Source organism: Intrasporangium sp. DVR (assembly GCF_040365325.1).
GTDB lineage: Bacteria > Actinomycetota > Actinomycetes > Actinomycetales > Dermatophilaceae > Intrasporangium.
Window position 1 is genome coordinate 25,602 of record NZ_BAABZW010000001.1, and the last position, 26,582, is coordinate 52,183.

Annotated in this window: 23 protein-coding genes and 2 tRNA genes; 19 read left to right on the plus strand and 6 right to left on the minus strand. The window is 71.5% G+C overall.

What is annotated here, in order from left to right; genetic code table 11:
• The first annotated feature begins 60 nt into the window (after positions 1 to 60).
• From ABWV20_RS00120 to ABWV20_RS00155, 8 genes are all read left to right on the plus strand, one after another.
• Complete coding sequence (locus tag ABWV20_RS00120; RefSeq protein ID WP_353352723.1) at positions 61 to 387, plus strand: hypothetical protein; 327 nt, start codon at positions 61 to 63, stop codon at positions 385 to 387.
• A gap of 93 nt (positions 388 to 480) precedes the next feature.
• A complete protein-coding gene (locus ABWV20_RS00125) occupies positions 481 to 1,698 on the plus strand; it encodes an NAD(P)/FAD-dependent oxidoreductase (protein ID WP_353352724.1) in 1,218 nt (405 codons plus the stop codon).
• Positions 1,699 to 1,749: 51 nt separating this feature from the next.
• The gene (locus ABWV20_RS00130) at positions 1,750 to 2,481 is read left to right on the plus strand and encodes a class I SAM-dependent DNA methyltransferase (RefSeq protein WP_353352725.1); all 732 of its coding nucleotides are present in this window, start codon (positions 1,750 to 1,752) and stop codon (positions 2,479 to 2,481) included.
• Positions 2,478 to 3,326: a class I SAM-dependent methyltransferase gene (locus tag ABWV20_RS00135; RefSeq protein ID WP_353352726.1), complete on the plus strand. Its 849-nt coding sequence runs from the start codon at positions 2,478 to 2,480 to the stop codon at positions 3,324 to 3,326. The genes ABWV20_RS00130 and ABWV20_RS00135 overlap by 4 nt, the downstream gene beginning before the upstream one ends.
• Before the next feature lie 107 nt (positions 3,327 to 3,433).
• Positions 3,434 to 4,564 carry a galactose-1-phosphate uridylyltransferase gene (gene galT, locus ABWV20_RS00140; protein WP_353352727.1) on the plus strand — a complete coding sequence of 377 codons (1,131 nt, stop codon included), beginning with the start codon at positions 3,434 to 3,436 and terminating at the stop codon, positions 4,562 to 4,564.
• Positions 4,561 to 5,757, plus strand: coding sequence for a galactokinase (galK, locus tag ABWV20_RS00145; RefSeq protein WP_353352728.1), 1,197 nt, complete (start codon positions 4,561 to 4,563; stop codon positions 5,755 to 5,757). Before galT ends, galK begins: the two co-directional genes overlap by 4 nt.
• A 148-nt stretch (positions 5,758 to 5,905) precedes the next feature.
• Positions 5,906 to 7,573 (plus strand): FAD-dependent oxidoreductase, encoded by a 1,668-nt coding sequence (locus tag ABWV20_RS00150; protein ID WP_353352729.1) that lies wholly within the window; start codon positions 5,906 to 5,908, stop codon positions 7,571 to 7,573.
• Between the two features lie 9 nt (positions 7,574 to 7,582).
• Complete coding sequence (locus ABWV20_RS00155; protein ID WP_353352730.1) at positions 7,583 to 8,983, plus strand: sensor histidine kinase; 1,401 nt, start codon at positions 7,583 to 7,585, stop codon at positions 8,981 to 8,983.
• A 127-nt stretch (positions 8,984 to 9,110) separates the two neighbouring features.
• Here the strand turns inward: ABWV20_RS00155 and ABWV20_RS00160 are convergent, their stop codons facing one another.
• Positions 9,111 to 9,623, minus strand: a complete 513-nt coding sequence (locus tag ABWV20_RS00160) for a MarR family winged helix-turn-helix transcriptional regulator (protein WP_353352731.1) — start codon at positions 9,621 to 9,623, stop codon at positions 9,111 to 9,113.
• Positions 9,624 to 9,729: 106 nt separating this feature from the next.
• Here ABWV20_RS00160 and icmF point away from each other — a divergent pair, with 106 nt between their 5' ends.
• From icmF to ABWV20_RS00175, 3 genes are all read left to right on the plus strand, one after another.
• Positions 9,730 to 12,972 (plus strand): fused isobutyryl-CoA mutase/GTPase IcmF, encoded by a 3,243-nt coding sequence (gene icmF / locus ABWV20_RS00165; RefSeq protein ID WP_353352732.1) that lies wholly within the window; start codon positions 9,730 to 9,732, stop codon positions 12,970 to 12,972.
• Between the two features lie 22 nt (positions 12,973 to 12,994).
• Positions 12,995 to 13,759: a helical backbone metal receptor gene (locus ABWV20_RS00170; protein ID WP_353352733.1), complete on the plus strand. Its 765-nt coding sequence runs from the start codon at positions 12,995 to 12,997 to the stop codon at positions 13,757 to 13,759.
• Positions 13,760 to 13,836: 77 nt separating this feature from the next.
• The gene (locus ABWV20_RS00175; protein ID WP_353352734.1) at positions 13,837 to 14,721 is read left to right on the plus strand and encodes an ATP-binding protein; all 885 of its coding nucleotides are present in this window, start codon (positions 13,837 to 13,839) and stop codon (positions 14,719 to 14,721) included.
• Positions 14,722 to 14,793: 72 nt separating this feature from the next.
• Here ABWV20_RS00175 and ABWV20_RS00180 read toward each other — a convergent pair whose 3' ends face one another.
• Positions 14,794 to 16,443 carry a cell wall-binding repeat-containing protein gene (locus tag ABWV20_RS00180; RefSeq protein ID WP_353352735.1) on the minus strand — a complete coding sequence of 550 codons (1,650 nt, stop codon included), beginning with the start codon at positions 16,441 to 16,443 and terminating at the stop codon, positions 14,794 to 14,796.
• A 193-nt stretch (positions 16,444 to 16,636) separates the two neighbouring features.
• Here ABWV20_RS00180 and ABWV20_RS00185 point away from each other — a divergent pair, with 193 nt between their 5' ends.
• Positions 16,637 to 18,739 (plus strand): MMPL family transporter, encoded by a 2,103-nt coding sequence (locus ABWV20_RS00185; protein WP_353352736.1) that lies wholly within the window; start codon positions 16,637 to 16,639, stop codon positions 18,737 to 18,739.
• Positions 18,740 to 18,792: 53 nt separating this feature from the next.
• On the opposite strand, the gene ABWV20_RS00190 is transcribed toward ABWV20_RS00185, so the two are convergent.
• Positions 18,793 to 19,608, minus strand: coding sequence for an MBL fold metallo-hydrolase (locus ABWV20_RS00190; RefSeq protein WP_353352737.1), 816 nt, complete (start codon positions 19,606 to 19,608; stop codon positions 18,793 to 18,795).
• A 103-nt stretch (positions 19,609 to 19,711) separates the two neighbouring features.
• Between ABWV20_RS00190 and ABWV20_RS00195 the strand changes: the two genes are divergently transcribed.
• Complete coding sequence (locus tag ABWV20_RS00195; protein WP_353352738.1) at positions 19,712 to 20,590, plus strand: hypothetical protein; 879 nt, start codon at positions 19,712 to 19,714, stop codon at positions 20,588 to 20,590.
• A gap of 60 nt (positions 20,591 to 20,650) precedes the next feature.
• Here the strand turns inward: ABWV20_RS00195 and ABWV20_RS00200 are convergent, their stop codons facing one another.
• The gene (locus ABWV20_RS00200; RefSeq protein ID WP_353352739.1) at positions 20,651 to 21,913 is read right to left on the minus strand and encodes an AI-2E family transporter; all 1,263 of its coding nucleotides are present in this window, start codon (positions 21,911 to 21,913) and stop codon (positions 20,651 to 20,653) included.
• Positions 21,914 to 22,051: 138 nt separating this feature from the next.
• On the opposite strand from ABWV20_RS00200, the gene ABWV20_RS00205 reads away from it, so the two are divergent.
• The 6 genes from ABWV20_RS00205 to ABWV20_RS00230 all read left to right on the plus strand — a co-directional run bounded on the left by ABWV20_RS00205 (position 22,052) and on the right by ABWV20_RS00230 (position 24,696).
• Positions 22,052 to 22,124: transfer RNA gene (locus tag ABWV20_RS00205), tRNA-Thr, on the plus strand.
• A gap of 46 nt (positions 22,125 to 22,170) precedes the next feature.
• Positions 22,171 to 22,247: transfer RNA gene (locus ABWV20_RS00210), tRNA-Met, on the plus strand.
• A 124-nt stretch (positions 22,248 to 22,371) separates the two neighbouring features.
• Entirely contained in the window at positions 22,372 to 22,542 is a 171-nt protein-coding gene (gene rpmG / locus ABWV20_RS00215; RefSeq protein WP_013493610.1) for a 50S ribosomal protein L33, read from the plus strand.
• Between the two features lie 178 nt (positions 22,543 to 22,720).
• A complete protein-coding gene (locus tag ABWV20_RS00220; protein WP_353352740.1) occupies positions 22,721 to 23,167 on the plus strand; it encodes an FAS1-like dehydratase domain-containing protein in 447 nt (148 codons plus the stop codon).
• On the plus strand, positions 23,167 to 23,613 hold the full coding sequence (locus ABWV20_RS00225; RefSeq protein ID WP_353352741.1) for a MaoC/PaaZ C-terminal domain-containing protein: 447 nt from the start codon (positions 23,167 to 23,169) through the stop codon (positions 23,611 to 23,613). Before ABWV20_RS00220 ends, ABWV20_RS00225 begins: the two co-directional genes overlap by 1 nt.
• Positions 23,614 to 23,622: 9 nt before the next feature.
• Positions 23,623 to 24,696, plus strand: a complete 1,074-nt coding sequence (locus ABWV20_RS00230; RefSeq protein ID WP_353352742.1) for a UDP-N-acetylmuramate dehydrogenase — start codon at positions 23,623 to 23,625, stop codon at positions 24,694 to 24,696.
• Positions 24,697 to 24,713: 17 nt separating this feature from the next.
• Here the strand turns inward: ABWV20_RS00230 and ABWV20_RS00235 are convergent, their stop codons facing one another.
• Together ABWV20_RS00235 and ABWV20_RS00240 are read right to left on the minus strand one after the other, a co-directional pair.
• Positions 24,714 to 25,358, minus strand: coding sequence for a hypothetical protein (locus ABWV20_RS00235; RefSeq protein WP_353352743.1), 645 nt, complete (start codon positions 25,356 to 25,358; stop codon positions 24,714 to 24,716).
• 146 nt (positions 25,359 to 25,504) lie between these two features.
• Positions 25,505 to 26,563 carry an adenosine deaminase gene (locus tag ABWV20_RS00240; protein WP_353352744.1) on the minus strand — a complete coding sequence of 353 codons (1,059 nt, stop codon included), beginning with the start codon at positions 26,561 to 26,563 and terminating at the stop codon, positions 25,505 to 25,507.
• Positions 26,564 to 26,582: the final 19 nt, after the last annotated feature.

A 26,582-nucleotide genomic window follows, 5' to 3' on the forward strand; every position in this document is an offset into this window, starting at 1 on the left:
CCGATCCTTTCGGGTACCGTCGATGGGACGGGTCCATCCGCACGGTCTCCAGGAGGAGCCATGGGTGATCAGATTGGTCTCTTGTTCATGCTCGGGATGGTCGTCCTGCTCGTGGTGGGGCTGATCATGGTGAACCCACGCCGTGGCAAGGGGGGCGGCCCCGAGACGGAGTCGCTCAACCGCCACGTCGACGACACGGTCCGCACCCGCGCCGACCACCCCGAGGGCGCCGAGCGGTCGCACCTCGTCGGCAACCCTCCGGTCGACACCGTGACGACCCAGGGCTGGGGCGTCGCCACGCCGGGTGAGGGCGCCCTCCCGGAGCTCCCGGTGGACGTCCACCCGGAGCTGCACGACAGCGACCGAAAGCGTCCGCCGCGCCACTGACCCCTACGGCACGGTCTCCCGGGCCGTATGCCGCTGGGTTGCGTTCCCGGGCGACGCGCCTGCGTGGGTGCTGGGTGGGTAGCCTCACTGGGCATGGACGCTGCACGGAAGGTCGTCATCGTCGGTGGTGGCATCGGTGGCGTCAGCGCCGCGTCGGCACTGCGGGCACGGGGTTACGACGGCGAGCTGGTCCTGGTGGACGACGCGCAGTTCCCAGTCGACCGGCCGCCACTCAGCAAGGAGTACCTCGCCGGCATCCGCAGCCGTGACGACATCGCGTTGGAACAGCGGGAGTGGTACGCCGAGCACGACGTCCGACTCCTCTCAGGGACGCGCGTGACGGCACTCCGCCCGGGCGAGGGCGTCGTCGAGACGGACGGCGGCGCCACGATCGGTGCTGACCGGGTCGTGCTCGCAACCGGCGGGCAGGCCGCCCGACCCCCGATGCCGGGAGCGGACAGTGACCGGGTGCACGTGCTGCGGACCGTCGATGACGCCGACCGGCTCCGGTCCGTGGTGTCGTCGGGGACCCGGGTCCTCGTCATCGGTGCGGGCCTGGTCGGCGCAGAGGTCAGCTCGACACTCCACGGGCTCGGCGCTGAGGTCACCCTCGTCGAGCCCGTGTCCCCGCCCCTGGCGTCGGTCTTCGGCGAGCCCGTCGCGCGCTGGCTCCACGAGCTCCACCGCGCTCGCGGTGTGCGCGTGCTCGGGGCCGGCCTCGACCGGCTCGACCCCGTCGGCGACGGCATCCGGGCGCGGCTCACCGGCGGCTCGACCGACGTCGTGGCCGAGCGGGTGGTGCTCGCCGTCGGCATGGTGCCGGAGACGTCACTCGGGGCTGCGGCAGGACTCGACACCGGCCGGGGGATCGTCGTCGACGAGGGGCAGGTGACCTCCAACCCCGCCGTCCTGGCCATCGGGGACGCCACGGAGGTGCGGCGCGACGGCGTCAGCCAGCCTCGTGCGGAGCACTGGGAAGCCGCCCGACTCGACGGTGAGCGGGCCGCCGCGACGATCCTCGGGGCCCCGCAACCGGCTCCCACGGCGAGCTGGTTCTGGACCGATCGCCATGGTCTCCACGTCGAGGTCGTCGGCGACCTGTCAGGCGGCCACCTCGTCGTCAGGGGCGAGCTGGGCGAGCCGCCGTTCTCGGCGTTCGCGATCCGCGACGGGGTGGTGGTGGGTGCGGTGTCGGTCGAGGATGCCAAGGCGGTCCGCGCCGCACGGCGCCTCATCGACCGCTCCATCCGGGTCGATCCCGGTGCGCTCGGCGACCCGGCGACCGACCTGCGCCGCCTGCTGCGGGGCTGACGCGGCCGTTAATCGATGGCGCGGGCCCCTCCCTTCATGGAGGCTCGCCTCATGACCAGCAGCGACTACTGGGACACCGCGGCGGCCCGGCACTACGACGAGCGGTCGGCGTTCATGTTCGAGCCGGCCGTGCTCGGGCCGGCGGTCGACACCCTGGCCCGGCTGGCCGCGGACGGGCCGGCACTGGAGTTCGCAGTCGGCACCGGCCGCGTGGCGATTCCGTTGGTGGAAAAGGGGATTCGGGTCGTGGGGATCGAGCTGTCCCAGCCCATGGTCGACCGGCTCCATGAGAAGCGGGCGGACCTTCCCGTCGTCGTCGGCGACATGGCCACGAGCGCGGCGCCGGGGACGTACTCGCTCGTCTACGTCGTGTGGAACAGCATCGGCAACCTGCGCACGCAGGCCGAGCAGGTCGCCTGCTTCCGCAACGCCGCCCGGCACCTGGAGCCGGGTGGGCGCTTCGTCGTGGAGCTGTGGGTTCCGGCGATCCGGCGCTTCCCACCCGGGCAGTCCGCGGTGCCCTTCCACGTCGGCAGGCGCCATGTCGGCTTCGACACGTACGACCTGACCACGCAGCAGGGGACGTCGCACCACTTCCGCCGAGAACCGGACGGAACGGTGACCTACGGCGCCAGCAACTTCCGCTACATCTGGCCCGCGGAGTGCGACCTCATGGCCGAGCTCGCGGGTCTGGCGCTGGAGAGTCGCACCGCCGACTGGCAGGGCGCACCGTTCACGAGTGAGAGCGAGAGTCACGTCTCGGTGTGGCGCAAGCCCGCGTGAGCGCAGGTCACGTGGGGCGCCGCCCGGTGCACGACCGCGAACGCCGTGGGTTCGGGTACGAGTGGGGCATGGTCGTCGACGAGGAGATGCAGGACGAGTTCGGCACGATGGCAGCCTGGACGTGGGAGGCGGTGACCGGGCTCGGCCACGACCATGCGATCCCCGCAGCCTGCCGGGGCAGCGGCCGCCCGTCCGGCCTCGACTGGCTGCTCGCCCGCCTCGGTCCCGCTCCCGGCGATCCGTTGCTCGACGTGGGAGCCGGTCTCGGCGGACCGGCCGCATACGCGCGCTCGCGGACCGGCGTCCGTCCGGTGTGCCTGGAGCCGATGGGCCAGGCTGCTGCGGCTGCTGCCCGGCTCTTCAGCCTCCCCGCCCTCGTGGCCGAGGGTGCTCGGCTGCCGCTTCCCGCAGAGTCCTTCGGGTTCGCGTGGTCCCTCGGCACGCTCTGCACGACCGACGAGAAGGCAGCGTGGCTCGCCGAGCTGCGGCGCGTCCTGCGCCCCGGGGCCCGGCTCGGGCTCCTCGTCGTCCTGGCCACGCACGAGTCGTTCCGCGTGCCGTGGGGCAATGCGTTCCCGAACGGCGACGAGCTGGCCGGGCTGCTGGCAGCGGCCGGCTTCACCGTGGTCGACGAGGCGTGGACCGACGACCTGCCCGCTCCAGATGACGAGTGGCAGCGACTCGAGGACGAGGTCGACGCCGCGGTCGAGCGAGCCCATGGCCACGACCAGCGGCACGCCACGGTCAAGGAGCACGAACGCAGGATGGGCGACCTCGTCGAGTCGGGACGGGTCCGCGGGCGGCTCCTCGTCGCGCGAGCGGCGGACTCGCGTTCCACCCGTTGACCCGCTCGTTGTGACCGGGCTCACGTCCGACAGACTGGCCCTGCGTCCCGGTGCCTCGACCAGCCCGCGCGGGGACGCCGACATGACGGTGGAGTGGCTGGACGGTGGTGGAACGAGGGATCGGGTTGGCGCACGAGGTGCGGCGCACGAGTGCGAGGCTGGCGGACGGCCGCGAGATCATCTACTTCGACGATGTCACCGAGGTCCGCTCGCCCCGCCCGGACGAGCGGCCGTTGGGGACCCGCGCCGAGGCCGGGGAGATGCGCTTCGACGCCCTGACGGGGGAGTGGGTCGCCGTCGCCAGCCACCGCCAGAACCGGACCTTCCTCCCGCCGCCGGACGAGTGCCCGCTCTGCCCCACCGGACGGGGTTCCGTGCCGAGCGAGGTGCCCGAGCCCGACTACGACGTCGTCGTCTTCGAGAACCGGTTCCCGAGCTTCTCGGAGGGCGCGCCGGACATCGCGGCGACGGTTCCCGAGCCGCTCTTCGCGACGGCGCCGGCCCGGGGCCGCTGCGAGGTCGTGTGCTTCACGAGCGAGCACACCGGCCAGTTCGCGCAGCTTCCGCCCGCCCGGGTTGCGACCGTGCTCGACGCGTGGGTCGACCGGACCACCGCGCTGAGCAGCCTGCCCGGGGTCGAGTACGTCTTCTGCTTCGAGAACCGCGGTCCGGAGATCGGCGTCACCCTGCACCATCCGCACGGGCAGATCTACGCCTACCCCTACGTGCCGGCCCGCAGCCGCGCGATGCTGGAGCGGGCCCGCGCCCACCGGCAGGCGACTGGTCGGCTGCTGGGCTCCGACCTCCTCGCCGCCGAGCGGGCAGCCGGTTCGAGAGTGGTCCTCGAGACCGACCATTGGACTGCCTACGCGCCGTTCGCCTCCCGCTGGCCGGTCGAGGTGCACCTCGTGCCCAACCGGTCCGTCCCTGACCTGCCGTCCCTCATCGACGACGAGCGGGCGGACCTCTCCCGCGTCTATCCGCAGCTCCTTCGCAGGCTCGACCGCTTCCACGCAGCCCCGACCCCGATCCCGCTGCCCTACATCGCCGGCTGGCACCAGGCGCCGGTGCACGAGGGCCGGGACGACTGGCGGCTCAGCATGCAGATCACCTCCATCCTGCGCGCCCCCGGCAAGCTGAAGTACCTCGCGGGCTCCGAGTCCGGCGTGGGCGGCTGGGTCACGGACGTGACCCCCGAGTCGGTGGCGGCGCGACTGCGTGAGCTGGGCGACGCATGAGCGACAGCCAGCCGCGCGCCATCCCCACCGCACTGGTGAGCGCCTTCCGAGGCGCCTTCGGCGGGAAGCCGAGCGGCGTCTGGTCGGCCCCTGGCCGGGTCAACCTCATCGGCGAGCACACCGACTACAACCACGGCCTGTGCCTGCCGCTGGCGATCCCGCGCCGTGCCTGGGTCGCCGCCGCCCCGCGGGCCGACCGGCGGTTGCGCATCGTGTCCCGGCAGGTGCCGGGGGAGCGCACGATCGCGCTCGACGGACTGCTCGAGGGCAACCGCGGGGGATGGGCCGCCTATGCGGTCGGCGTCCTCTGGGCGCTCGAGCAGGCCGGGCACGAGGTCGGTGGTCTCGACGTCGTCGTGGACGGGCGGGTGCCCATCGGGTCGGGGCTGTCGAGCTCCGCCGCACTCGAGTGTGCCGTGGCCGTGGCGGCGGTCGACCTCTTCGGTCTGGACGGCTACGACGGCGAGGAGGGTCGTCGCGCCCTGGCCCAGATCTGCGTCCGCGCCGAGAACGACGTGGCCGGGGCGCCCACCGGTGGGATGGACCAGTCGGCGGCGCTCCTGGCCCGCGCCGACGAGGCCCTCCTGCTCGACTTCGACGGTGCGCCCGCTGACACGGCCCCCGTCCACGTTCCCTTCGACCTCTCCGCGCACGGTCTGGCTCTGCTCGTGATGAACACCCGCGCCGAGCACTCCCTCGACGATGGGCAGTACGGCAACCGGCGCGAGGAGTGCCGGGCCGCCGTGGCCGAGCTCGGTGTGCCCTCCCTGCGCGCCGTTCAGCCGGGCGACCTCGACCGTGTCCTGCCGAGACTGGCCAGCGAGGTCCTGCGCCGGCGCGTGCGCCACGTCGTCTCGGAGATCGAGCGCGTCACCCAGACCGTCGACGCGCTGGAGCGGGAGGACTTCGCAGCCCTGACCGGCCTGTTCGACGCGTCTCACGCCTCCATGCGCGACGACTTCGAGATCTCCTGCCCGGAGCTCGACACCGCAGTGGAGACCGCCCGTGCGTTCGGCGCGCTCGCGGCCCGGATGACCGGAGGCGGCTTCGGCGGCTCGGCCATCGCCATCGTGCCCGCGTCGCTCGTCGAGCGGGTGAGCCAGGCGGTGACCACAGCCTTCGCGGACCACCGCTTCCGCGAGCCCGAGCTCTTCCCGGTCACCGCCGACGGCCCGGCGAGGCGGGATCGCTGACCCGGCCCAGCGGCATACGGCATCCGCGTGAGCGCGTGGTTCCCCGTTCTCCGGACGACGCGCGGCTTCCGAACTACGCTGACCGCAACATCGGCCCCCTCCACGCGTCACCCGACATCGGGTCCGGGGGCGGATCTGGGGAGGGTGGATGTCCAAACCTGCCATCCTGACCGTCGACGACGACGTCGCGGTCTCGGCTGCCATCACCCGCGACCTGCGCAGCCGGTACGCCGACTCCTACCGGGTCATCCGGACGACGTCCGGCGGCGAGGCCCTCGACGTGCTGACCACCCTCGCGCTGCGCGGCCAGCCCGTCGCGCTCATCGCCTCTGACCAGCGCATGCCTGGCCTGACCGGCATCGAGCTGCTCGATCAGGCAAGGACGCACGCCCCCGAGGCGAAACGGCTGCTCCTGACGGCGTACGCCGACACGGACGTGGCGATCCGGGCGATCAACGACATCGGCCTCGACTACTACCTGCTCAAACCGTGGGACCCCCCCGAGGAGCGGCTCTACCCCGTCATCGACGACCTGCTCGGCGACTGGCTGCGGCAGCACCCGGACCACTCCGCCGACGTCCGCGTCGTGGGGCACCGCTGGTCGGACCGCAGCCACGAGATCAAGACCTTCCTCGCCCGCAACCACGTGCCCTACCGCTGGTACGACGTGGAGCGGGACGCGGAGGCGGAGCGCCTCGTCGCGATCTCCGGCGTCGCCGACTCCGACCTGCCGATCGTCCTGGCGCCCGGCCATGACCCGCTCCGGTCGCCCTCGACCGTCGCCCTCGCCACGCTGCTCGGCCTGCGGACGCGCGCCGAGCGCCCGCTCTACGACGTGTGCATCATCGGGGGCGGGCCTGCCGGTCTCGCCGCGGCCGTCTACGCGGCATCCGAGGGGCTCGACACGGTGATCGTCGAGCGCGAGGCGCCTGGGGGCCAGGCGGGGCAGAGTGCGTCGATCGAGAACTACCTCGGCTTCCCACGCGGCCTCACCGGGTCGGACCTCGCGCAGCGAGCCGTGGCGCAGGTGGTCCGCTTCGGTGCGGAGATGGTCGTGGCCCGCGACGTCGTCGGCCGCCAGACCCGAGGCTTGGTGCAGGCGGTCCTCGTCGACGGCTCCGACGACATCGAGGCGCGCGCACTGGTCGTCGCGACGGGCGTCTCCTACCGGCAGCTGCAGGCTCCGGGGCTCGATGCCTTCACCGGTCGCGGCGTCTACTACGGTGCGACGGCGAGCGAGGCGAGCCAGTGCGAGGGCGAGGACGTCTACGTCGTGGGTGCCGCCAACTCCGCCGGCCAGGCCGCACTCAACCTGGCGCGGTTCGCCAAGCAGGTCATCCTCCTCGTGCGTTCCGGCTCGCTCGCGGAGAGCATGTCGCGCTACCTCATCGAGCGGATCGAGCAGGCCCCGAACGTCACGGTGCGCTTCCACACCGAGGTCGCGGCCGCGCGCGGCGACGGCCACCTCGAGGGGCTGAGCCTGACCGACCGGGACACGGGCGTCACGGAGGACGTCGACACGAACTGGCTCTTCATCTTCATCGGCGCCTCCCCCCGGACCGACTGGCTCGGGGACGACCTCGTCCGTGACCCGGCCGGGTTCATCGTCACGGGCGCCGACCTCACGAGTGCGAGGTTCGTCGACCGGGCCCGTCCGTGGCCGCTCGAACGCGCCCCCCTCGCCCTCGAGACGAGCGTCCCGGGCGTCTTCGCCGCCGGCGACGCGCGCCTCGACTCGATGAAGCGGGTTGCGTCGGCCGTCGGCGAGGGCGCCATGGCCGTGCACCTCGTCCACCGCTACCTCGCGACGATCTAGGAGCCTGAGTTGGCGACCAGCGCCGAGCTGCGCCACCTGCCCATCTTCGAGGGCTTGGGCGACACCCAGCTGTCCCAGCTGGTGGCCGCCGCCGAGGACGTGCCCATCGGGGCCGGCGCCGTCGTCTGGCGCGAGGGGGAGCACGCCGACCACTGGTGGGTCCTGCTCGAGGGAGAGGTCGAGCTCACCAGGCGGGTCGGCCACGAGCGGGTCGTCGTCAGCCACATGCGCAGCCCCGGCCAGTGGGCGGGTGGTTTCCGGGCGTGGGACGAGGCGGGCGTCTACCTGGCCACCGGGCAGGTCGTCGCCGCCGGTCGTCTCCTGCGCGTCTCGGCGCCCGACCTGCGTGACCTCACCCAGGCCTGGTTTCCCCTGGGCGGCCGCCTGATCGAGGGGATCATGGTCACCGCGCGGTCGATCGAGTCGATGGCCCGCCAGCGCGGCTCCCTCATCACCCTCGGCACGCTCTCGGCCGGGCTCGCCCACGAGCTGAACAACCCCGCCTCGGCGGCCGCGCGGGCGGCCGAGGTGCTCTCGGGGGAGCTGCCCCGGCTCATCGACTCGATCCGGGGCCTCGCCCACCACCTCAGTCCCGAGCAGTTCCTCGAGCTGGACGGGCTGCGCCGCGACCTGTCCGCCCCACGGCCACCGCACGACGCCGTCACGCTCGCCGACGTGGAGGAGGAGCTGACGGCCTGGCTCGAGGACCACGCCGTCGCGCGGTCCTGGGAGGTGGCCGCGTCCCTCGCGTCGTCCGGTGCCGACGAGTCCTGGTGCGAGCGGGCGCTCGACATCCTCGGGGCCGACTCCCTCGGGTCCGGGCTCGCGTGGGTCGCGAGCACGGTGTCGGTGTCGTCGCTGCTCGAGGAGATGCAGGAGTCCACGCGCCGCGTCTCCGGGATCGTCGCGGCGGTCCGCTCCTACACACAGATGGACCGCGCCAGTCGTCAGCAGGTGGACGTCCGCGACGGGCTGGAGAGCACTCTCGTCGTCCTGGGACCGCGACTGCGCGAGGGAGACGGCATCGCGGTGGTCCGTGACTACGGCGACGCGGTGCCGGAGGTGGATGCGCATCCCGGCGAGCTCAACCAGGTGTGGACCAACCTCATCGACAACGCGGTCGACGCGATGGGTGGCTCGGGCACGCTGGGCATCTGCACCCGAGCGGACGGCGACGGGCTGCTGGTCGAGATCTCCGACACCGGCGAGGGGATGGCCGCCGACGTGGCGGAGCGCGCCTTCGAGGCGTTCTACACCACCAAGCAGGTCGGCAGCGGCACCGGCCTCGGCCTCGACATCGCGCGCCGGATCGTCGTCGACCGGCACGGAGGAGACATCTCGGTGGAGAGCACGCCGGGACGGACCGTGTTCCGGGTCCGCCTTCCCCGCACCCGTCCCGAGGCCGAGTGAGCGGGCACAGCACGTGTCCGATGCCGCTGGGCCGGCTCGGCGGCGACCCGCCCCGCCGCCCACCTGGGGACGCGTCTCCGTGGGGGCGAGCCCAGCGGCATACGGAAGGCTCTGTCGGTCGGGAAGCCTAGAAGTCGCCGGCGCCGCGCCTGAGGCGGGTCAGCACGTCGACGAGCGTGCCGAGGTCCCGGGACGGCAGACCCGGCTGCTCGAAGACCTCCGTGTTGAGGGCCTTCGTCGCCCGCTCCGCGAGCTCACGACCGGCGGGAGTCAGGGCGACGAGGTAGGCGCGGCGGTCGTCCGGGTGGGTCGAACGGGTGACGAGCCCGGCGTCCTCGAGGCGGTCGACGGCATTGGTCACGCTCGTGGGATGGACCTGCAGGCGCGAGCCGATGATCTTCATCGGGAGGGATCCGCGCTTGCTGAACCACAGCAGCATGAGCACCTCGTAGCGGGCAAAGGTCACCCCGAGCGGCTTGAGGGTGGCCTCGACGCGCGCCAGGACGATCTGGTGCGCACGCATCAGGGAGGTGACGGCGGCCATCCCGTCGGCAGCGTCGGCCCAGCCTGACTCGACCCATTGGGTACGGGCCTGGTCGATCGGGTCGAACTCGAGGCCGCGCGTGCCGTCACCGGTCATGCCGACATCGTAGGACGGCCGACGCGTTGACGTCCATTAGTTGGAAGTCCTACTATTTTTCTGTCAGTGCGCACCGCGCACCGCCACACCCGCCCGGAGGCCCCTCGTGAGCAACCAGAAGCCCGAGCTGCACCAGCCGGCTCACCACGTCCGCATCGTCACCGCGTCGAGCCTCTTCGACGGTCACGACGCATCGATCAACATCATGCGGCGGATCATGCAGAGCCAGGGCGCCGAGGTCATCCACCTCGGTCACAACCGCTCCGTCCAGGAGGTCGTCGACGCGGCGATCGAGGAGGACGTGCAGGGCGTCGCCGTCTCGTCCTACCAGGGTGGGCACGTCGAGTACTTCGAGTACCTCGTCGAGCTGCTCAAGGAGAACGGCGCGGAGCACATCAAGGTCGTCGGCGGTGGCGGCGGCGTCATCGTGCCCGAGGAGATCGCCCGGCTGCGCGCCTCCGGCGTGACGATCTTCAGCCCCGAGGACGGCCAGCGCCTGGGCCTCGCCGGCATGATCAACACCGTCATCAAGGACTGCGACTTCGACCCGTGGGACGTGCGCCAGGCGAGCCTCGACGCGGTGCTCGCGGGAGATCGGGCCGCCGTCGCGCGGGCCATCACCGGCGCCCAGGAGGGCGACCTGGACTCGGCCACGCTCGAGGCGATCCGCCAGGCCGCCTCCCGCCGTCAGGTCCCCGTGCTCGGCATCACCGGCACCGGCGGGTCGGGCAAGAGCTCACTCACCGACGAGCTGGTCCGCCGGCTCCGCCTCGACCAGCAGGACAAGCTGCGCGTCGCCATCCTCGCCATCGACCCGACCCGCAGTCGCGGCGGGGGCGCGCTGCTCGGAGACCGCATCCGGATGTCGTCCCTCGACGGCGACCGCGCCTTCTTCCGCAGCCTCGCGACGCGCGGCCACAGCCAGGTCCCAGCCAACCTCGAGGACGTCCTGGCCATCACCAAGTCCGCCGGCTTCGACCTCGTCATCCTCGAGACGCCGGGCATCGGCCAGGGTGACGCGGCCATCGTGGAGTTCGCTGACGTGTCCCTCTACGTCATGACGCCCGAGTTCGGCGCCAGCAGCCAGCTCGAGAAGATCGACATGCTCGACCGGGCCGACGTCGTGGCGATCAACAAGTTCGAGCGGCGCGGGGCCGAGGACGCCCTGCGGGACGTCGGCCGCCAGCTGGTCCGCAACCGCGAGGCCTTCGGCAAGGGGCCGGGGGACATGCCGGTGTTCGGGACGAGCGCAGCGACGTTCAACGACGACGGGGTCACCGCGCTCTACCAGGAGCTGCGGGGCCTGCTCGCCGACAAGGGCATGGCGGTCGAGGAGGGCGCTCTTCCCGCCGTCTCGACCAAGCAGTCGACCCGGATCGCCACCGTCGTGCCCTCCTCGCGGGTGCGCTACCTCGCGGAGATCAGCGAGACCGTCCGCGACTACCACTCCGCCACCGAGGAGTACGCCGCTCTGGCCTCGCGGGTCCAGCGGCTCGAGGCCGTGCGGGACGAGCTCTCCGAAGCCGGGTCGGAGGCGGCGCCGGTCGAGCAGCTGCTCGAGACCGCCCGCGCCGAGCTTCCCGCCGAGGTCGTCGACCAGCTCACGGGCTGGCCCGAGATCGTCGAGGCCTACTCGGGCGACGAGCAGGTCATCAAGATCCGCGACAAGGAGATCCGCAACGTCCTGACCCGGGAGTCGCTGTCCGGCAACAAGATCCCGCGTGTCGCCCTGCCGCGCTACACCGACCACGGCGAGCTCGTCTCCTTCCTCCGTCGCGAGAACCTCCCCGGCTACTACCCCTTCACCGCGGGGGTGTTCCCGTTCAAGCGCGAGGGCGAGGACCCGGCGCGGATGTTCGCCGGAGAAGGCGACCCGTTCCGCACCAACCGGCGCTTCAAGCTGCTCTCCGAGGGCCAGCCGGCGACCCGCCTGTCCACCGCGTTCGACTCGGTGACGCTCTACGGTCGCGACCCCGACCCGCGTCCCGACGTCTACGGCAAGGTCGGCACCTCGGGTGTGTCGATCGCGACGCTCGACGACATGAAGGCGCTCTACGACGGGTTCGACCTCGTGTCCCCGACCACGTCGGTGTCGATGACGATCAACGGCCCCGCGCCGACGATCCTCGCGTTCTTCCTCAACACCGCGATCGACCAGCAGCTCGACCGGTTCCGGGAGCGGGAGGGACGAGAGCCCACCGGCGCCGAGGCGGAGGAGATCCGTGACTTCGCCCTGGCCAACGTCCGCGGCACCGTGCAGGCCGACATCCTCAAGGAGGACCAGGGCCAGAACACCTGCATCTTCAGCACCGAGTTCTCGCTGAAGATGATGGCCGACATCCAGCAGTGGTTCATCGAGCACAAGGTCCGCAACTTCTACTCGGTGTCGATCTCCGGGTACCACATCGCCGAGGCCGGCGCGAACCCCATCAGCCAGCTCGCCTTCACCCTCGCCAACGGCTTCACCTACGTCGAGAGCTATCTCGCCCGTGGCATGCACGTCGACGAGTTCGCGCCCAACCTCTCCTTCTTCTTCAGCAACGGGATGGACCCCGAGTACACCGTGCTCGGCCGGGTGGCCCGTCGCATCTGGGCGATCGCGATGAAGGAGAAGTACGGCGCCAACGAGCGCTCGCAGAAGCTCAAGTACCACGTCCAGACATCGGGACGGTCGCTGCACGCACAGGAGATGCAGTTCAACGACATCCGCACGACGCTCCAGGCGCTCTGTGCCATCTACGACAACGCGAACTCCCTGCACACCAACGCCTACGACGAGGCGGTCACGACGCCGACCGAGGACTCGGTGCGCCGTGCGCTGGCCATCCAGCTCATCATCAACAGGGAGTGGGGTCTGGCCGTCAACGAGAACCCGCTCCAGGGCTCGTTCATCGTCGACGAGCTGACCGACCTCGTCGAGGCGGCGGTGCTGCGCGAGTTCGACAAGATCACCGAGCGCGGAGGCGTGCTGGGCGCGATGGAGACGGGCTACCAGCGCGGCCGGATCCAGGACGAGTCGATGCTCTACGAGCACCGCAAGCACGACGGCAGCCTGCCGATCATCGGCGTCAACACCTTCCGTCACCCGCACGCCGACGACGAGGAGCCGAAGACGATCGAGCTCGCCCGCGGCACCGAGGAGGAGAAGCAGAGCCAGCTCGCCCGCGTCCGCGCCTTCCAGCAGGAGCACGCTGACGAGGCGACGGCCGCGCTCGAGGAGCTCAAGCAGGTCGCCATCGAGGGCGGCAACGTCTTCGACGTCCTGATGCGCGCGGCTCGGGTGTGCTCGCTGCAGCAGGTGACCGAGGCCTTCTTCGAGGTGGGCGGCCAGTACCGCCGCAACGTCTGAGTGCCTCCGAAAGGCAGCCCTGGTGAGCTCTCCTGTCGTCGACGACCTCGGGTATGCCGCTGAGCTCGCTCCCAGCCCGAGGCGCGTCGTGTCGCTCGTCCCCTCCATCACCGAGGCCATCGCTGCGACCTGCCCCGACCTGCTCGTCGGGGCGACCGACTGGTGCACCCACCCGGCGGACCTCGCCGTGCGCCGCGTGCGGGGCACGAAGAACCCGGACCTCCGGGCCATCCGGGAGCTGGCGCCCGACCTCGTCGTCGCCAACAAGGAGGAGAACCGGGAGCTCGACGTCAGGCGGCTGCGCGAGCACGGGATCCCCGTCTACGTCACCGACGTCGTCACCGTGCCCGGCGCCCTCGACTCGCTGGAGCGGCTCTTCGGGCGCGTGCTCGACGCCGGGGTCCCTGACTGGTTGCACGCGGCTCGCGACGAATGGGACGGCCCGGTCCCCGAGCCGAGCGTGGACGTTGCGGTGGCGATCTGGCGGGACCCGTGGATGGTCGTGGGCAGCAGCACCTTCACCGGTGACGTCGTCGCGCGTCTCGGGTGGCGCAACGTCTTCGGCCGGCATTCCGAGCGCTACCCGCACGTCGACCTCGCGGACCTCGACCGGGACGACATCGATGTCGTCCTCCTTCCCGACGAGCCCTACGTGTTCACCCCGGATGACGGACCCGAGGCCTTCACCCGCGCCCGCACCGCGCTCTGCAGCGGGCGACTCCTGACGTGGTACGGACCGGCGATGGTCGGGGCGAAGACGGCGCTGCACGAGTCGGTGGGCGCCTGACCCGTTCGGGGTCGGTGACTGCTGGGGCTCTCAACGCGGCGCACCCCGACCTATCCTGACGAGGTGCGGGGATGGTCGTGAGCAGACCCGTCCCTGACGCGGACACGTGGGTGCGGTCGGCGCTCGCGCGGCTCGGTCAGGTCCCGGGTGTCCACCGGGTGGGGCTGGCCCTCGCCGAAGGTGGGGGACGTCGGCTGCTCTTCAGCGCGAGCGACCGCGACAACGAACGCCGCGTCGACTGGTGCGAGGTCGACGCCTACGAGGACGTCCCGCTGAACCACTCCGTGCGCACCGGGGAGGCGGTGGCCGGCTCGCTGGACGACCTCGCCGGCCGCTACCCGGAGTTCATCGGCCGCCAGAGCCCGACGACCCGTGCGCTCGCGTCCGTGCCGATTCTCGCCGCGGGCCACATCCAGGGCGGATACGCGCTCTTCTACGACACACCCCAGCGCTTCGACCGCCCACGGCTCACCGAGCTGGAGGCTCTCGCGGACAGACTGGGCGCCGACCTGCGCCGGGTGCAGCGCGCGACGACCCACGCCAGCAGGTCCCTCGACGACGCGCCGGTGCCATCCGGCGCGCTCGCGGCCACGTTCTCCGTCACCGCGGACCCACGGGCGGTCGCCCCGGCCCGCCACCACGTCCGGCGCACGCTGTCGGGCTGGGGTGTTGACGACGACACCGTCGACGACGCCGTCCTGTGCCTGAGCGAGCTGGTCACCAACGCCATCATTCACTGCGGTTCCGGCTGCCAGGTTCGGGTCGTGCTCGACCGCGGCGTCCTCACGACGACCGTTCGCGACGCCGGCTCCAGCGTGGTCGCCGGCCTGCGCAGCGCCACCGCGGACCCCCTGGCCGTGCACGGCCGCGGACTGCGGCTGGTGGACGCGGTGGCGACCAGGTGGGGCTCGGAGCTGGACGCCGGCGGGATGACCGTGTGGTTCATGCTCGGGCCGGCGTGATCGCGGCACAGCCGTGCCGGCCGACCCGAGGGGGCCGGCCGGCATGGCTGTCGTGACCGGAGGTGGGGACCTTCAGTTGAGGATGCCGGTGAGGGCGTCGGCCACGTCGGCCGAGACCGCAACCGGGCCGCCGAAGAGCGCACCGACCTCGATGGCGAGCCGCTGGTCCTCGAGGTACGTGGCCAGCACGCCCGGAACCGCGGTCGTGTCCACGAGCAGCATCGGCGCGTCGACCGTCCCGGCGAACGCACCGCCGCCGAGGGCATCGGGGAAGGCGCGGCCGGACGCGAACGTGACGACGTCATTGCCGTCGAAGAACCTCTGGGCGGTGCGGACGGCCGTGTCGAACCGGTTGATGCCGACGAGCCGGTTCGCGGGCAGCACGAGTGGTCCTGCGGCCGTCGCTGCGGGGCCTCCGATCGCGTAGCGCGTCGCGGTTGGGTGGTCGGCGAGGTACGCGGCGGTCGCGGACGTCATCGACGTGTCCCGAGTCAGCAGCAGGACGCCGACCTCGCGGACCGCTGCCGGGCTGGCGCTCAGGGCGTCGGGGAAGTTCGTGCCCGACGTGAGGAAGATGGCGTCCGGAGTGCCGAGCTCGTCCGCGATCTCCACCGCGGTCGCGTAACGGTCCGCACCGGCGAGGCGCACGACCGTGAAGCCGAGCGAGCTGATGGCAGAGGAGACGTCCGAGCTCAGGGCAGCCGTCCCGCCGAGGACGTAGACCCGCGAGCCGGGCGCGAGGACGCGCTCCAGCTCGTCCGAGACCCGGCCGTCGAGGAACGAGGCGTTGTTGAGGAGGAGAGGTCCTCCGGCGGCGACGGCGAGCGGACCACCCGCAAGACCGTCGGCGAAGGTGGCGGCCGTGGCGATGGCGGCCGAGCTCGCCGCCTGGTCCGCCCAGAGGCCCTGGGACGCCTCCACGGCCGTCGCGACCCGGTCCGCACCGGCGAAGCGGTCGATCATGACCCGCTGGAAGTTGGTCTCCGAGTCGTTGAGGACGACGTGGTCGACCTCGGCGTCATGAGCCTCGTCGCGGCCGACGCTCACTCCGTAGGTCAGGGCCAGTCCAGTGGCGCAGGCAGCCTGGAAGTCCGCCAGCGGCTTGCTCTCCCAGCGGTTGATGACGACGGTCGGCCCACCGGGGGCGGGGACGGTGTTGCTCGTCGTGCCGTCCGAGAGGATGTACCGCGTCGCCCAGTACGTCGCCTGGCCGCCGTCGACGGTGTCCCAGGTCTTCCAGCCGTCGGCCGGGACCTGCGTCGGGATGTGGTTCAAGGTGGCGAAGCCGCCGTCGGCCAGCGTGCCGCCGTTGCAGTCGATGACGAGCTGGTAGCTCGGTGCCGCGCCGGTGGTCGTGCGGACGCGGTAGCCACCGGCGGTGACATCCGCGAGCTTTGTGCCCGCTGCGGTGGCCTTCTTCACCGTTGCCTTGTCCGCACCGGTCGGGGCGACGAGCCGGAGGGTCCCGTCGCCGTCGCTGCCGTCGGAGCCTTCGACGAGCTCGTAGGACCCGGCGCCGATCTGGTCGTCGTCCTGCGCGAACCAGCCGGTCGGCGCCGGCTCGTTGCTCGTGACGTCCCAGGCGACGATGTCGCTGGCGCGGACCTTGTCGACGACGGTCGCGGCCCCGGCCAGCGGCGCCGCCAGACCGAGGCCGGCCGCAGCCAGGACGCCGACCGTCGTGCCTGAGATGGCTCGGCGTGCACGCGTACGTTCTCGCATGGTCTTCCTTCCCCTTGTCATGGGCGCACTGCCTTCGAGGCACCCACTCGAACCGACGCTACTCGCGAGGGAGCGAAGCGGGGCCAGAACGGCAAAAGGGTGTTCCACGACATATCGCCCCCGGACAGGGAGGCCGCGGAGTTCAGCCTTTCGATGGAGGGGCAGGGGCAGATTCCGGGCTGACAGTGAAGTCATGATCCCGACGACCACACCCACGACCCCCACCAGGCCATCCCCTCCCGCCCCTAAAGAGCCCCCACGAAAGGGCTCCGCCTCCTTCATCGCTCGTCTCACGTCCCGACGCGGGGCGTGGGCCACGATCCTCATCGCGCTCGCCGTCGTCGCGGCCATCCTCGGCGGCCTGCGCACCGAGCCACCGGTCGGTGGCGGCGCGGCCGGCTCCCTCCCGGCAACGGCCGAGGCGCGCCAGGTCGCCGAGCTGCAGAGACACTTCCCGGGAGGCGACCGGGCGCCGGCCATCGTGGTGTGGACGCGGGCGGACGGTGGACCGCTGGCTCCTGCGCAGCTGCGGTCCATCTCGGCCCAGGCGCCTGCCATCGGGCCGGCCGTGGGCGCGCCGCCGCTTCCGGCCACGGTCTCGGACGACAGGAGGGCCGCACTGCTGCCCGTCCCGGTCGACGTGGACCGGCCCGGTGCCGACATCGCCGTCACCGTCGCTCAGCTGCGTGAGCGAGTCGCTGCGTCCGCCATCCCAGGGCTCGAGACCCACGTGACCGGTGGCCCGGCGTTCGGGGCGGACGTGGCCTCCGCCTTCGACGGGGCCGACGTCACCCTGCTCCTCGTCACCCTCGCCGCCGTCGTCCTCCTGCTGCTCGTCACCTACCGGTCGCCGATCCTCTGGGTCGTCCCCCTGACGGTCGTCGCGCTGGCCGACCAGGTGGCCGCGGCCCTCACGGCCCAGGCAGGCGCCCGGTGGGACCTCAAGTTCGATGCGGGGATCATCAGCGTCCTCGTCTTCGGCGCCGGCACGAACTATGCCCTGCTGCTGATCTCGCGCTACCGGGAGGAGCTCCGTCACCAGCCTGACCACCGGATGGCGCTGCGGAGGGCGTGGTCGTCCACAGCCGGTGCGATCGTGGCGAGCAACGTCACCGTCGTCCTCAGCCTCCTCGCGTTGGTCTTCGCCGTCATGCCCTCGACCTCGGGTCTGGGCGTGGCCTCGGCGCTCGGTCTCCTCGTTGCGCTCGCCTTCGGCCTGGTCGTGCTCCCGGCAGCACTCGCGGTCGTCGGTCGGGGAGCCTTCTGGCCGTTCGTTCCCCGCCCCGGTGCCCCAGCGCCGCGACCGTCCCTCTGGGGCCGGCTGGCGAGCAGGTCGATGCGCAGGCCGGTCGTGACCACCGTGGCCGTCCTGGGGATTCTCGCCGCGCTGGCCTCAGGTCTCGTCGGCATGCGGGTCGGCCTGGCCCCGACCGAGAAGTTCCGGGTCGCGGCAGAGTCGCAGATCGGCGCGGAGATCCTCGACGAGCACTTCCCGTCCGGTCAGTCGGCTCCCATCGTCGTCGTCGCGGACGAGGCCGCCATCGACACGGTCGCCGGGCGCCTCCGGCAGGTCGAGGGGGTGACGTCGGTGCGTCCTGCGGGCGCTGCCGCAGGGCTCGCCCGGTTGACGGTGACCGCCCAGGCGGGTCCGGGAACGGCCGACGGTGACGACACCGTGCGCGCGGTGCGGGCGGCGGCCCGGTCCGTCGCCGGCGCCGACGCGAAGGTCGGCGGAGAGGCGGCCGAGCTGCTGGACACCCGCGAGCTCGCCGAGCGCGACCTGCGGGTGGTGGGCCCGGTGATCCTCGGTGTCGTCCTGCTCGTCCTCGCCGCACTGCTCGGCGCGGCCGTTGCCCCCGTGGTCCTCGTCGCGGTGAACGCGCTGTCGGCACTCGCGGCGCTCGGTCTGGGGTCCTGGATCGGCAGCGCCCTCCTCGGCTTCGCCGGGCTGGACGTCAACGTGCCCCTCATCGCCTTCATGTTCCTCGTAGCGCTCGGCGTGGACTACACGATCTTCCTCGTCCACCGCGCCAGGGAAGAGGCCATCGATGCCGGGACGGTGGCCGGCATGCGACGGGCGGTGGGCGCGACGGGAGCCGTCATCACGAGCGCGGGAGTCGTCCTCGCCGCGGTGTTCGCCGCCCTGGGCGTGCTGCCCCTCATGGTGCTCGCCCAGCTGGGCCTCATCGTCGGCCTCGGTGTCCTCGTTGACACGTTCGTCGTCCGGACGCTGCTCGTGCCGGCTCTCTTCGCCCTGCTCGGCGACCGGATGTGGTGGCCGAGGCGCACCCCCTGATCGAAAGAGCACTTCGATTGGGTGGGGGTGTCGCGAACTGCTCTCTCGATTGGTCAGGTGAGGTGGTCGTAGTCTCCGCGGACCCATGCAGCGTGTCGGTCCGCCGAGTAGCGGATCACCGCCTTGGCGTCCGAGGGGACGACCGCGCCGAAGTTGTTGTAGAGACGGTCGAACTGGAGGTCCGAGACCTGAGCTGCAATGCGCTGGACGACGTTGCCGGACAAGGGCAGCCGGTTCGGGTAGCTGCGCATGAAGCTCACCGTCCGCCCATCCGGGTTGGTGAAGATCGCGTCACCCGCGAGCAGCACCCCCAGGCCCCCGTTGCCGGTGGCCCACTCGACGACGGTCTGGCCGGCGAAGTGGCCCCCGACCCGGTGGAGGGTCAGGCCGGGTGCCACCTCGCGCACCTCGTCGAAGAACTCGACGAGGTCGGGCCGCCGCACCCAGTCGCGGTCTCGTTCCGCGAGGATGACGGGGGCCCCGAGGGCTTTCGCCCACTCGGTCTGGACGCCGTACATGTGCGGATGGCTCGCCGCGACGGCCAGCGTCGGCCCGAGTCCGCGGACGAACTCGATGGCGGAGTCGTCCACGTAGCCGACGCAGTCGAAGAGCAGCGTCCCCCCGGGCGTGCGGACCAGCATCGTCTGCTGTCCGATGCCCACCGCGGGCTCCGCTCTCAGACCCCACAGGTCCGGCTCCACCTCCGCGATGGCGATGCGAGTCCCCCTGTCCCGCAAGGTGTCCAGCGTGGTCCACTGCTGTCCCTCAGTGGGCACCCACTGCCTGTCGTCCTCGCAGATCGCACACGCCAGCGGCGGTGTCGCACTGTCCGTGGTCTCGACGCCACACGTCGCACAGATCCAGATCACCCCTCCACCTTGACGCAGCGAGCCTCTCGGATGCAGGTCCATTTCCCACCACGTGGACTGGTCCGCGGGGGGCGGACCGGCCGCGACGCGACACAATGAACGCGTGATCCTCCACCTCCGCGCCGCCGTGCAGCAGCTCTATGCCGCCCCGCCGGCCCGTTTCACGGCGCTGCGCACGGAGCTGGTGTCGCAGGCGAAGTCCGCTGGCGACCAGGATCTCGCCAAGCAGGTCGCCGCTCTGCGCAAGCCGACGGTGGCCGCCTGGGCGACGAACCACTTCGTCCGCACCCACCCGGAGGACCTTGCCGAGTTCCGCGCGTTCGCCGAGCTGCTGAGGGAGGCCCAGCGGACCCTCGACGCCGACCAGCTCCGTGCTCTGGGTCGGGAGCGGGCGAGACGGGTCGACGCCCTCGGCCTGCAGATCGCGGCAGCGGCCGATGAGGCGGGGCAGTCGGTCGGCGCAGGTGCACTGGCCGAGGTGCACGACACGCTCGTCGCCCTCATCGCCGACGAGGAGGCCGAGAAGAAGATCCTCACCGGGGCACTCGTCAAGGCGCTGAGCTACTCAGGCTTCGGTTCCGTGGACATCGACGACGCCGTCGCCATCGAGGATGCCGAGCCGGCCCTCACCGTCATCGAGGGTGAGGGCGGCGGGTCAGGGGCGAGGGAGGCCCCGGCCGCCGTCGACCTCGAGGAGCGGCGCCGGGCCAGACGTCAGGCCCAGCGCCACCGGCTCGCCGGAGCACTCAAGGCTGCGCAGGACGCGGCTCGGGACGCCGACCGTCACGTGGCGGTGCTCACGGCGCGGCAGGAGGAGGTCACCGAAGGCATCGCTGACCTCGAGCGGCGGCTGACGACGGCCCGCGAGCGGCTGGCCAGGGTGAGCGCGGAGCTCGACGACGCGGTGGCCGAGCGCGACCGACGCGAAGCCGCCCAGGCGCAGGCCGAAGAGGCCCTGACCCAGCACGACTCCGAAGGATGACCGGACGCGGAAGCCGGCCCGGCGGCATACGGCATCGGTCGAGGTGAGCCCGCGCCCGGCTCAGCGCGAGCGTCGCCCCAGCAACCCGCGGAGCCGGTGGTGCTTGGCCACCAGGTCCTCGTCGCGCGGGCTCTCCTCCGCCTCCCGCTCGCCCGGCTGCAGCTGCGCCAGGTCGGGCACCAGCTCGTACTTGTGCGAGTAGATGTCGAAGAGAGCCAGCAGCAACGCGGCCACGGGCACCGCCACGAACGCGCCACCGACCCCGAAGAGCGACGCCCCGAAGAGGACCGCGCCGAAGGAGACGGCCGGGTGGACGTTGACGGCCGAGGCGGAGATTCGCGGCTCCAGGGTGACGTTCTCGATCTGCTGGTAGACCACGGCGAAGCCGAGCACGGCGAGACCCTGCCACGGCTTCTCCCCGATGAGGCCGATGACGACGGGTAGGGCGATGGCGATGTAGGTCCCGACCGTCGGCACGAACTGGGCGACGACGCCGGTCCAGATGCCGAGCGCCAGCCAGTAGGGCATCCCGATGATGAGCATGAAGAGGGCGGTCAGCCCGCCGTTGATCGCAGCGAGGACGACGCGCGCTGAGACGTAGCCGCCGGTCTTGCGGACCGCCAGGTCCCAAGCGAGGCCGAAGACCTCCTGCTGCCTCGGGGGGACGAGCTGGGCGATCCACCGGCGCAACCGCGGCCCGTCGGCGGAGAAGTAGAACGCGAAGAAGGCGAAGGTCAACGTGCTGAACGCTGCAGCGACCACGGAGACGAGGAAGCCGAGCACGCCGCCGGCGAGGTTCTGCGCGACGGTCGTGAGCGTCGAGGTGCCGACGCCGAGCCGCTCGAGCAGACTCTGGTAGTCGAGGTCGATGCCGAACCGCTCGGAGGCCCACGTGGTCAGGTCCTCGACCAGCGCGGGGACGGACTCGGCGAAGGTGCCGATCTGGTCGGACAGGAGCCGGCCGAAGACGAAGATGAACGCGGCCAGGGCGAGCAGGCTGCCGAACATGACGATCGCCGTGGCGAACCCGCGTTTCATCGACTGGCTCAGCTTGCCGACAGCGGGCTCCATCGCGATCGACGCCAGGAACGCGAGGATGAGCGTGAAGATCACCCCGCCCGCGTCGGCGAGGACGAACCGGGCGAGCGCGACGAGGGCGATGACGGCGACGACGACCCATGCTGCACGCCAGATGCTGTAGCGGTTGAGGTGGATCTGCACGTCCGTCGCGCCGTCGGGAGTGCGGGGCTCGCGCTCCTCCACCGGCTCCGGGAGATCGCCCCTCGGCGTACCCGTGGGATCGGTCCCCGAATCGTCGCTCATGGGACGCATCCTTGCAGCGCTGGCCGCACGTGCCTACGGGGCGCGGCGCGACGCGCCGATTTCCCGTCGGCCGGGTCGACCGTGTAGTCTCACCGTCGCACAACAGGTCAGCTCGGCGCCTTGCGCCCGGGGTGGCGTGCCCCAATAGCTCAGTCGGCAGAGCGTTTCCATGGTAAGGAAAAGGTCTAGGGTTCGATTCCCTATTGGGGCTCTGGTCGGTCGGCAGTGGCTCGCACGCGAGCTGCCCGACAGCCCATGGCGGGGTAGCTCAGCTGGTTAGAGCGCACGACTCATAATCGTGAGGTCGCGGGATCGAGTCCCGCTCCCGCTACCACTGCGCGGGCCCGGGCGATTTCAGGAAACGTCCGGGTCTCGCGTATTCTTGGACGTCGCGTGCGTGCCCTTGCGCGCGACATCGAGACCCGATTCATCCGCAGTCATTTCGAGAGCAGGTTGTTGTGGCCAGCAAGAGCACGGACGTCCGTCCCAAGATCACCATGGCGTGTGCCGACTGCAAGCACCGCAACTACATCACGAAGAAGAACCGTCGCAACAACCCCGACCGGCTCGCCTTCAACAAGTTCTGCCCCAACTGCGGCAAGCACACGGAGCACCGCGAGACGCGCTGACCGCGTCTCTTCGCGTCCAACGCTCCCTCGGCCACGTGGCCGGGGGAGCGTTCGTGTGTCGCCGTATGCCGCTGGGCTCGCTCCGCTCGAACGGTGCAGTCCGCGCCACCCGGGACCCCCACGGCCTCGCGGGACGGCTCGGATCCGACGGCCCACGGATCGCCGATAGGCTGCCGCCATGCCGGTGAACGCAGACTTCCAGGGACGCACGTACCCGCCGACGGAGCCCTACCGCGTGAGCGCGGCGAAGATCCGCGAGTTCGCGGAGGCGGTCGGTTCCAGCGACCCGGTGCACACCGACCCCGACGTGGCGAGGTCCCGCGGCTACGCTGACGTGATCGCGCCGCCGACGTTCGCGGTTCTCGTCGCGCAGCAGTGCGACGCCCAGCTGATCCGGGACCCTGAGGCCGGCATCGACTTCTCCCGAGTCGTCCATGGGGAGCAGAAGTTCGTCCACCACCGGCCCCTGGCCGCCGGGGACTCCATCGTCGGGACGCTGCACGTCGACACCGTCCGCGAGGCCGGGGGTCACGCCATGGTGACGACTCGCACCGAGCTCGCCACCGTGGCCGGCGAGCCGGTCTGCACCGCGACGTCCACGATCGTCATCCGAGGAGGCCAGTGATGAGTGACGCGACCGCAGCCGCAGGTGTCCGGCGGGTGTCCGACGTCGCCGTCGGCGACACCCTGCCCGCGAGGACCATCCACGTCGACCGAGCCCGCCTCGTGCAGTACGCCGGCGCCTCGCTCGACCGCAACCGCATTCACTGGGACGAGCCGTTCGCCAAGTCGGTCGGGCTGCCCGACGTCATCGCCCACGGCATGTTCACCATGGGGGCAGCGGTCACTGTCGTCACCGACTGGGTCGGTGACGCCGGGCGCGTCGTGGAGTACGGCACGCGGTTCACCCGACCCGTCGTCGTGCCCTACGAGTCTGGCGCGGACATCGAGGTGTCCGGAGTCGTCAAGGCGGTCGACCCCGAGACCCGTCGCGTCACCGTGGAGCTGACGGCAACGGCAGCCGGCGAGAAGATCCTGGGCCGCGCCATCGCCGTGGCCCGGCTGGACTGACCGGTCGGCGTGCGCGAGGACCACGACTACCCGCTGGCCGAGCTGACGACGATGCGCGTCGGCGGTCCGGCCGCCCGGCTGGTCACCGTCGAGACCACCGATGAGCTCGTCGACGCGGTTCGCGAGGTCGACGACGCGGATGAGCCACTCCTCCTCCTCTCCGGGGGCTCCAACCTGATCGTGTCGGACTCGGGCTTTCCCGGCACCGTCGTGCGGATCGCCACGAGAGGCATTGCCGAGGAGTCCGTCGACTCCTGCGGTGGCGCCATGGTGCGCGTGGCCGCCGGCGAGGTGTGGGACCAGCTCGTCGCCCGAGCCGTCGACGAGGGCTGGGCGGGCATCGAGACGCTGAGCGGGATCCCGGGCCGCACCGGGGCCACGCCGATCCAGAACGTCGGCGCCTACGGCCAGGAGGTCGCGCAGACCATCGCCCAGGTCCGCGTCTGGGACCGCCAGGAGGAGGCGGTCCGGACATTCTTCAACGCCGACTGCCGGTTCACCTACCGGCACTCGCTGTTCAAGGGCACCGACCGCTATGTCGTCCTCGACGTGCTCTATCAGCTCGAGGTGGCCGACCTGGGCCGTCCCATCGCCTATGCCGCGCTGGCCGATGGTCTCGGGGTGCCGCTCGGCACGCGGGTGCCGCTCGCCGAGACGCGGCGGGCCGTCCTCGAGCAGCGCCGCCGGCGTGGCATGGTGCTCGACCCCGAGGACCCCGACACGTGGTCGTGCGGCTCGTTCTTCACCAACCCGATCCTCACCACGGACGAGTTCGACGAGCTCGCCGAGCGTGCCGCGGAGCGGCTGGGTTTCGAGGCGCCCGGCCCGCCGCGGTTCCGGGAGCCGGATGGACGGATCAAGACGAGCGCAGCCTGGCTCATCGACAACGCGGGGTTCACCAAGGGGTTCGGGATTCCCGCGCCCGCGGCGCTGTCGACCAAGCACACCCTCGCGATCACCAACCGGGGTGGTGCGACGACCTCCGACGTCATCGCCCTCGCCCGTCAGGTCCGTGAGGGGGTCGAGGAGGCCTTCGGCATCCGTCTGGTCAACGAGCCCGTCATCGTCGGCGAGGTCCTCTGACCGACCCGGGCGCCTCGCTAGTCGAGGAGCTTGCGCGCGTAGACCTGGGCCTCGATGGTCTTGTCCGTCGTCGACACCTGGTAGGCGGGCCGGTGGTACTCGAGCACGAGCGGGCTCACGCCGCGGTCGATCTTGAAGTAGAGCCAACCGGTCTTCGTCTCGCCGCGCTTGGCTGCCTCGACGACCGGGCCGTAGGACTTCGCGAAGGCCTTGGCGTACTCCGTCGTCGACTTGACGTCGATCTGGCCGAGGCGGAGGAAGAGCTGGCTCGGCGACAAGGTGGCCGTGTAGCGGTCGCCGGCAGCGAGCGTGATCCGGATCCCGACGAGCTCGAAGGCCTCCTCGGCGACCGGGTTGCCCTCGGGCCACGGGATGTTCCGAACCACCCGGGACACCTTGATGACGTGGCCCAGGGTGGGCACCGCGAGTCGCACCTTGACCTTGGTCCTGGTCGCCCTGGCGTCCGGGGTGGAGGTCGCCTCGGGCGCGGCGGTGGTCGCCCCCGTCGTGGAGCCCGTCGTGGAGCCCGTCGTGGGGCCGGTCGTGGCGCCGGTCGTCGTGGGTGCGGTCGTCTCGGTGGCCGTCGTCGTGGGAGGCCGACGGGTCGGGTCGGCTGTCAGCGGGGTCTCGCCGCTGCAGGCGCCCACAGCGAGGAGTGGCACGAGAGCGGCACCTGCCGCAAGACGTCGGAGTCGGGTCGTCCGCCCGGTGCGGGAGCTCGCGGTGGGCTGCTTCTGTGTCGTCATATCCGGTCCAGCATGAACGGCGGACCGGACCTCGGGCAAACCGGGAGCACGAGCGGGGGCCATCAGGCTGGGCTCGCGGACGCGTCGGGCGGCTCTGCCAGCCAGGCGTCGATGTCTCGCAGGGCGGCATCGCGCACGTGGTCCGGGGCCCGACTGGCGAGGACGGAGCCGCGCGCGAGGGAAGCCAGGTCCCGGTCCGAACACCCGAGCTCGCGGGCCGCGGTGTACTGCTGTGCCAGGCGACTGCCGAAGAGGAGCGGGTCGTCCGCGCCGAGCGCCACCCGCACGCCGGCGTCGAGGATCCTGACGAGCGGAACATCCTCCGGATCGGAGTAGACACCGAGGGCGACGTTGCTGCCCGGACAGACCTCGAGGGTGACTCCTGCCTCGGCGACCGCAGCGAGGACCTGCGGATCCTCGACCGACCGCACACCGTGCCCGATCCGGTCGGGGTCGAGGTGCTGGAGGGTCTCCATCACCGACTGGGCCCCGAGCAGCTCCCCACCGTGCGGGACGAGCGCAAGACCGGCCTTGCGAGCGATCGCGAAGGCGGGCGCGAAGTCGGCGACGACGCCGCGGCGCTCGTCGTTGGAGAGCCCGAAGCCGACGACCTCTCCCGACCCCGAACCGGCATGTCTCGCTGCGAGGCGGGCCAGGGTCCGCGCCTCGAGCGGATGGCGCATCCGGCTGGCGGCCACGATGACGGCGACGCCGATCCCGTCGTCGGTCGAGACGGAGCGGGCCTCGTCGAGCACGATCTCGAGGGCCGGGGTGATTCCGCCGACGAACGGGGCGTACGACGTGGGGTCGACCTGGATCTCGAGCCAGCGCGAGCCCTCCGCAGCATCGTCCTGGGCTGCCTCACGGACGATCCGGCGCATGTCCTCCTCACCCCGGACGCAGGCGCGCGCGGCGTCGTAGAGGCGTTGGAAGCGGAACCAGCCCCGCTCATCGGTGGCTTTGGCGAGACGCGGTGGCCAGTCGCGCAGGAGTGCGTCGGGCAGCCGCAGGCCGTGCTTGAGTGCCAGGTCGCGCACGGTGTCGACACGCATCGATCCGGTGAAATGCAGGTGGAGGTGTGCCTTCGGCAACACCTCCACCGTGCGGGCGGCGCGGGTCATGCGGGCCAGTCTGGCAGCC

Bases quoted from the DNA above. Each gene is read 5' to 3' on its own strand.
- ABWV20_RS00120 (WP_353352723.1), top strand. From the start codon at position 61: ATGGGTGATCAGATTGGTCTCTTGTTCATGCTCGGGATGGTCGTCCTG.
- ABWV20_RS00125 (WP_353352724.1), top strand. From the start codon at position 481: ATGGACGCTGCACGGAAGGTCGTCATCGTCGGTGGTGGCATCGGTGGC.
- ABWV20_RS00130 (WP_353352725.1), top strand. From the start codon at position 1,750: ATGACCAGCAGCGACTACTGGGACACCGCGGCGGCCCGGCACTACGAC.
- galK (WP_353352728.1), top strand. From the start codon at position 4,561: ATGAGCGACAGCCAGCCGCGCGCCATCCCCACCGCACTGGTGAGCGCC.
- ABWV20_RS00150 (WP_353352729.1), top strand. From the start codon at position 5,906: ATGTCCAAACCTGCCATCCTGACCGTCGACGACGACGTCGCGGTCTCG.
- ABWV20_RS00160 (WP_353352731.1), bottom strand. From the start codon at position 9,623: ATGACCGGTGACGGCACGCGCGGCCTCGAGTTCGACCCGATCGACCAG.
- ABWV20_RS00180 (WP_353352735.1), bottom strand. From the start codon at position 16,443: ATGCGAGAACGTACGCGTGCACGCCGAGCCATCTCAGGCACGACGGTC.
- ABWV20_RS00185 (WP_353352736.1), top strand. From the start codon at position 16,637: ATGATCCCGACGACCACACCCACGACCCCCACCAGGCCATCCCCTCCC.
- ABWV20_RS00200 (WP_353352739.1), bottom strand. From the start codon at position 21,913: ATGAGCGACGATTCGGGGACCGATCCCACGGGTACGCCGAGGGGCGAT.
- ABWV20_RS00220 (WP_353352740.1), top strand. From the start codon at position 22,721: ATGCCGGTGAACGCAGACTTCCAGGGACGCACGTACCCGCCGACGGAG.
- ABWV20_RS00225 (WP_353352741.1), top strand. From the start codon at position 23,167: ATGAGTGACGCGACCGCAGCCGCAGGTGTCCGGCGGGTGTCCGACGTC.
- ABWV20_RS00240 (WP_353352744.1), bottom strand. From the start codon at position 26,563: ATGACCCGCGCCGCCCGCACGGTGGAGGTGTTGCCGAAGGCACACCTC.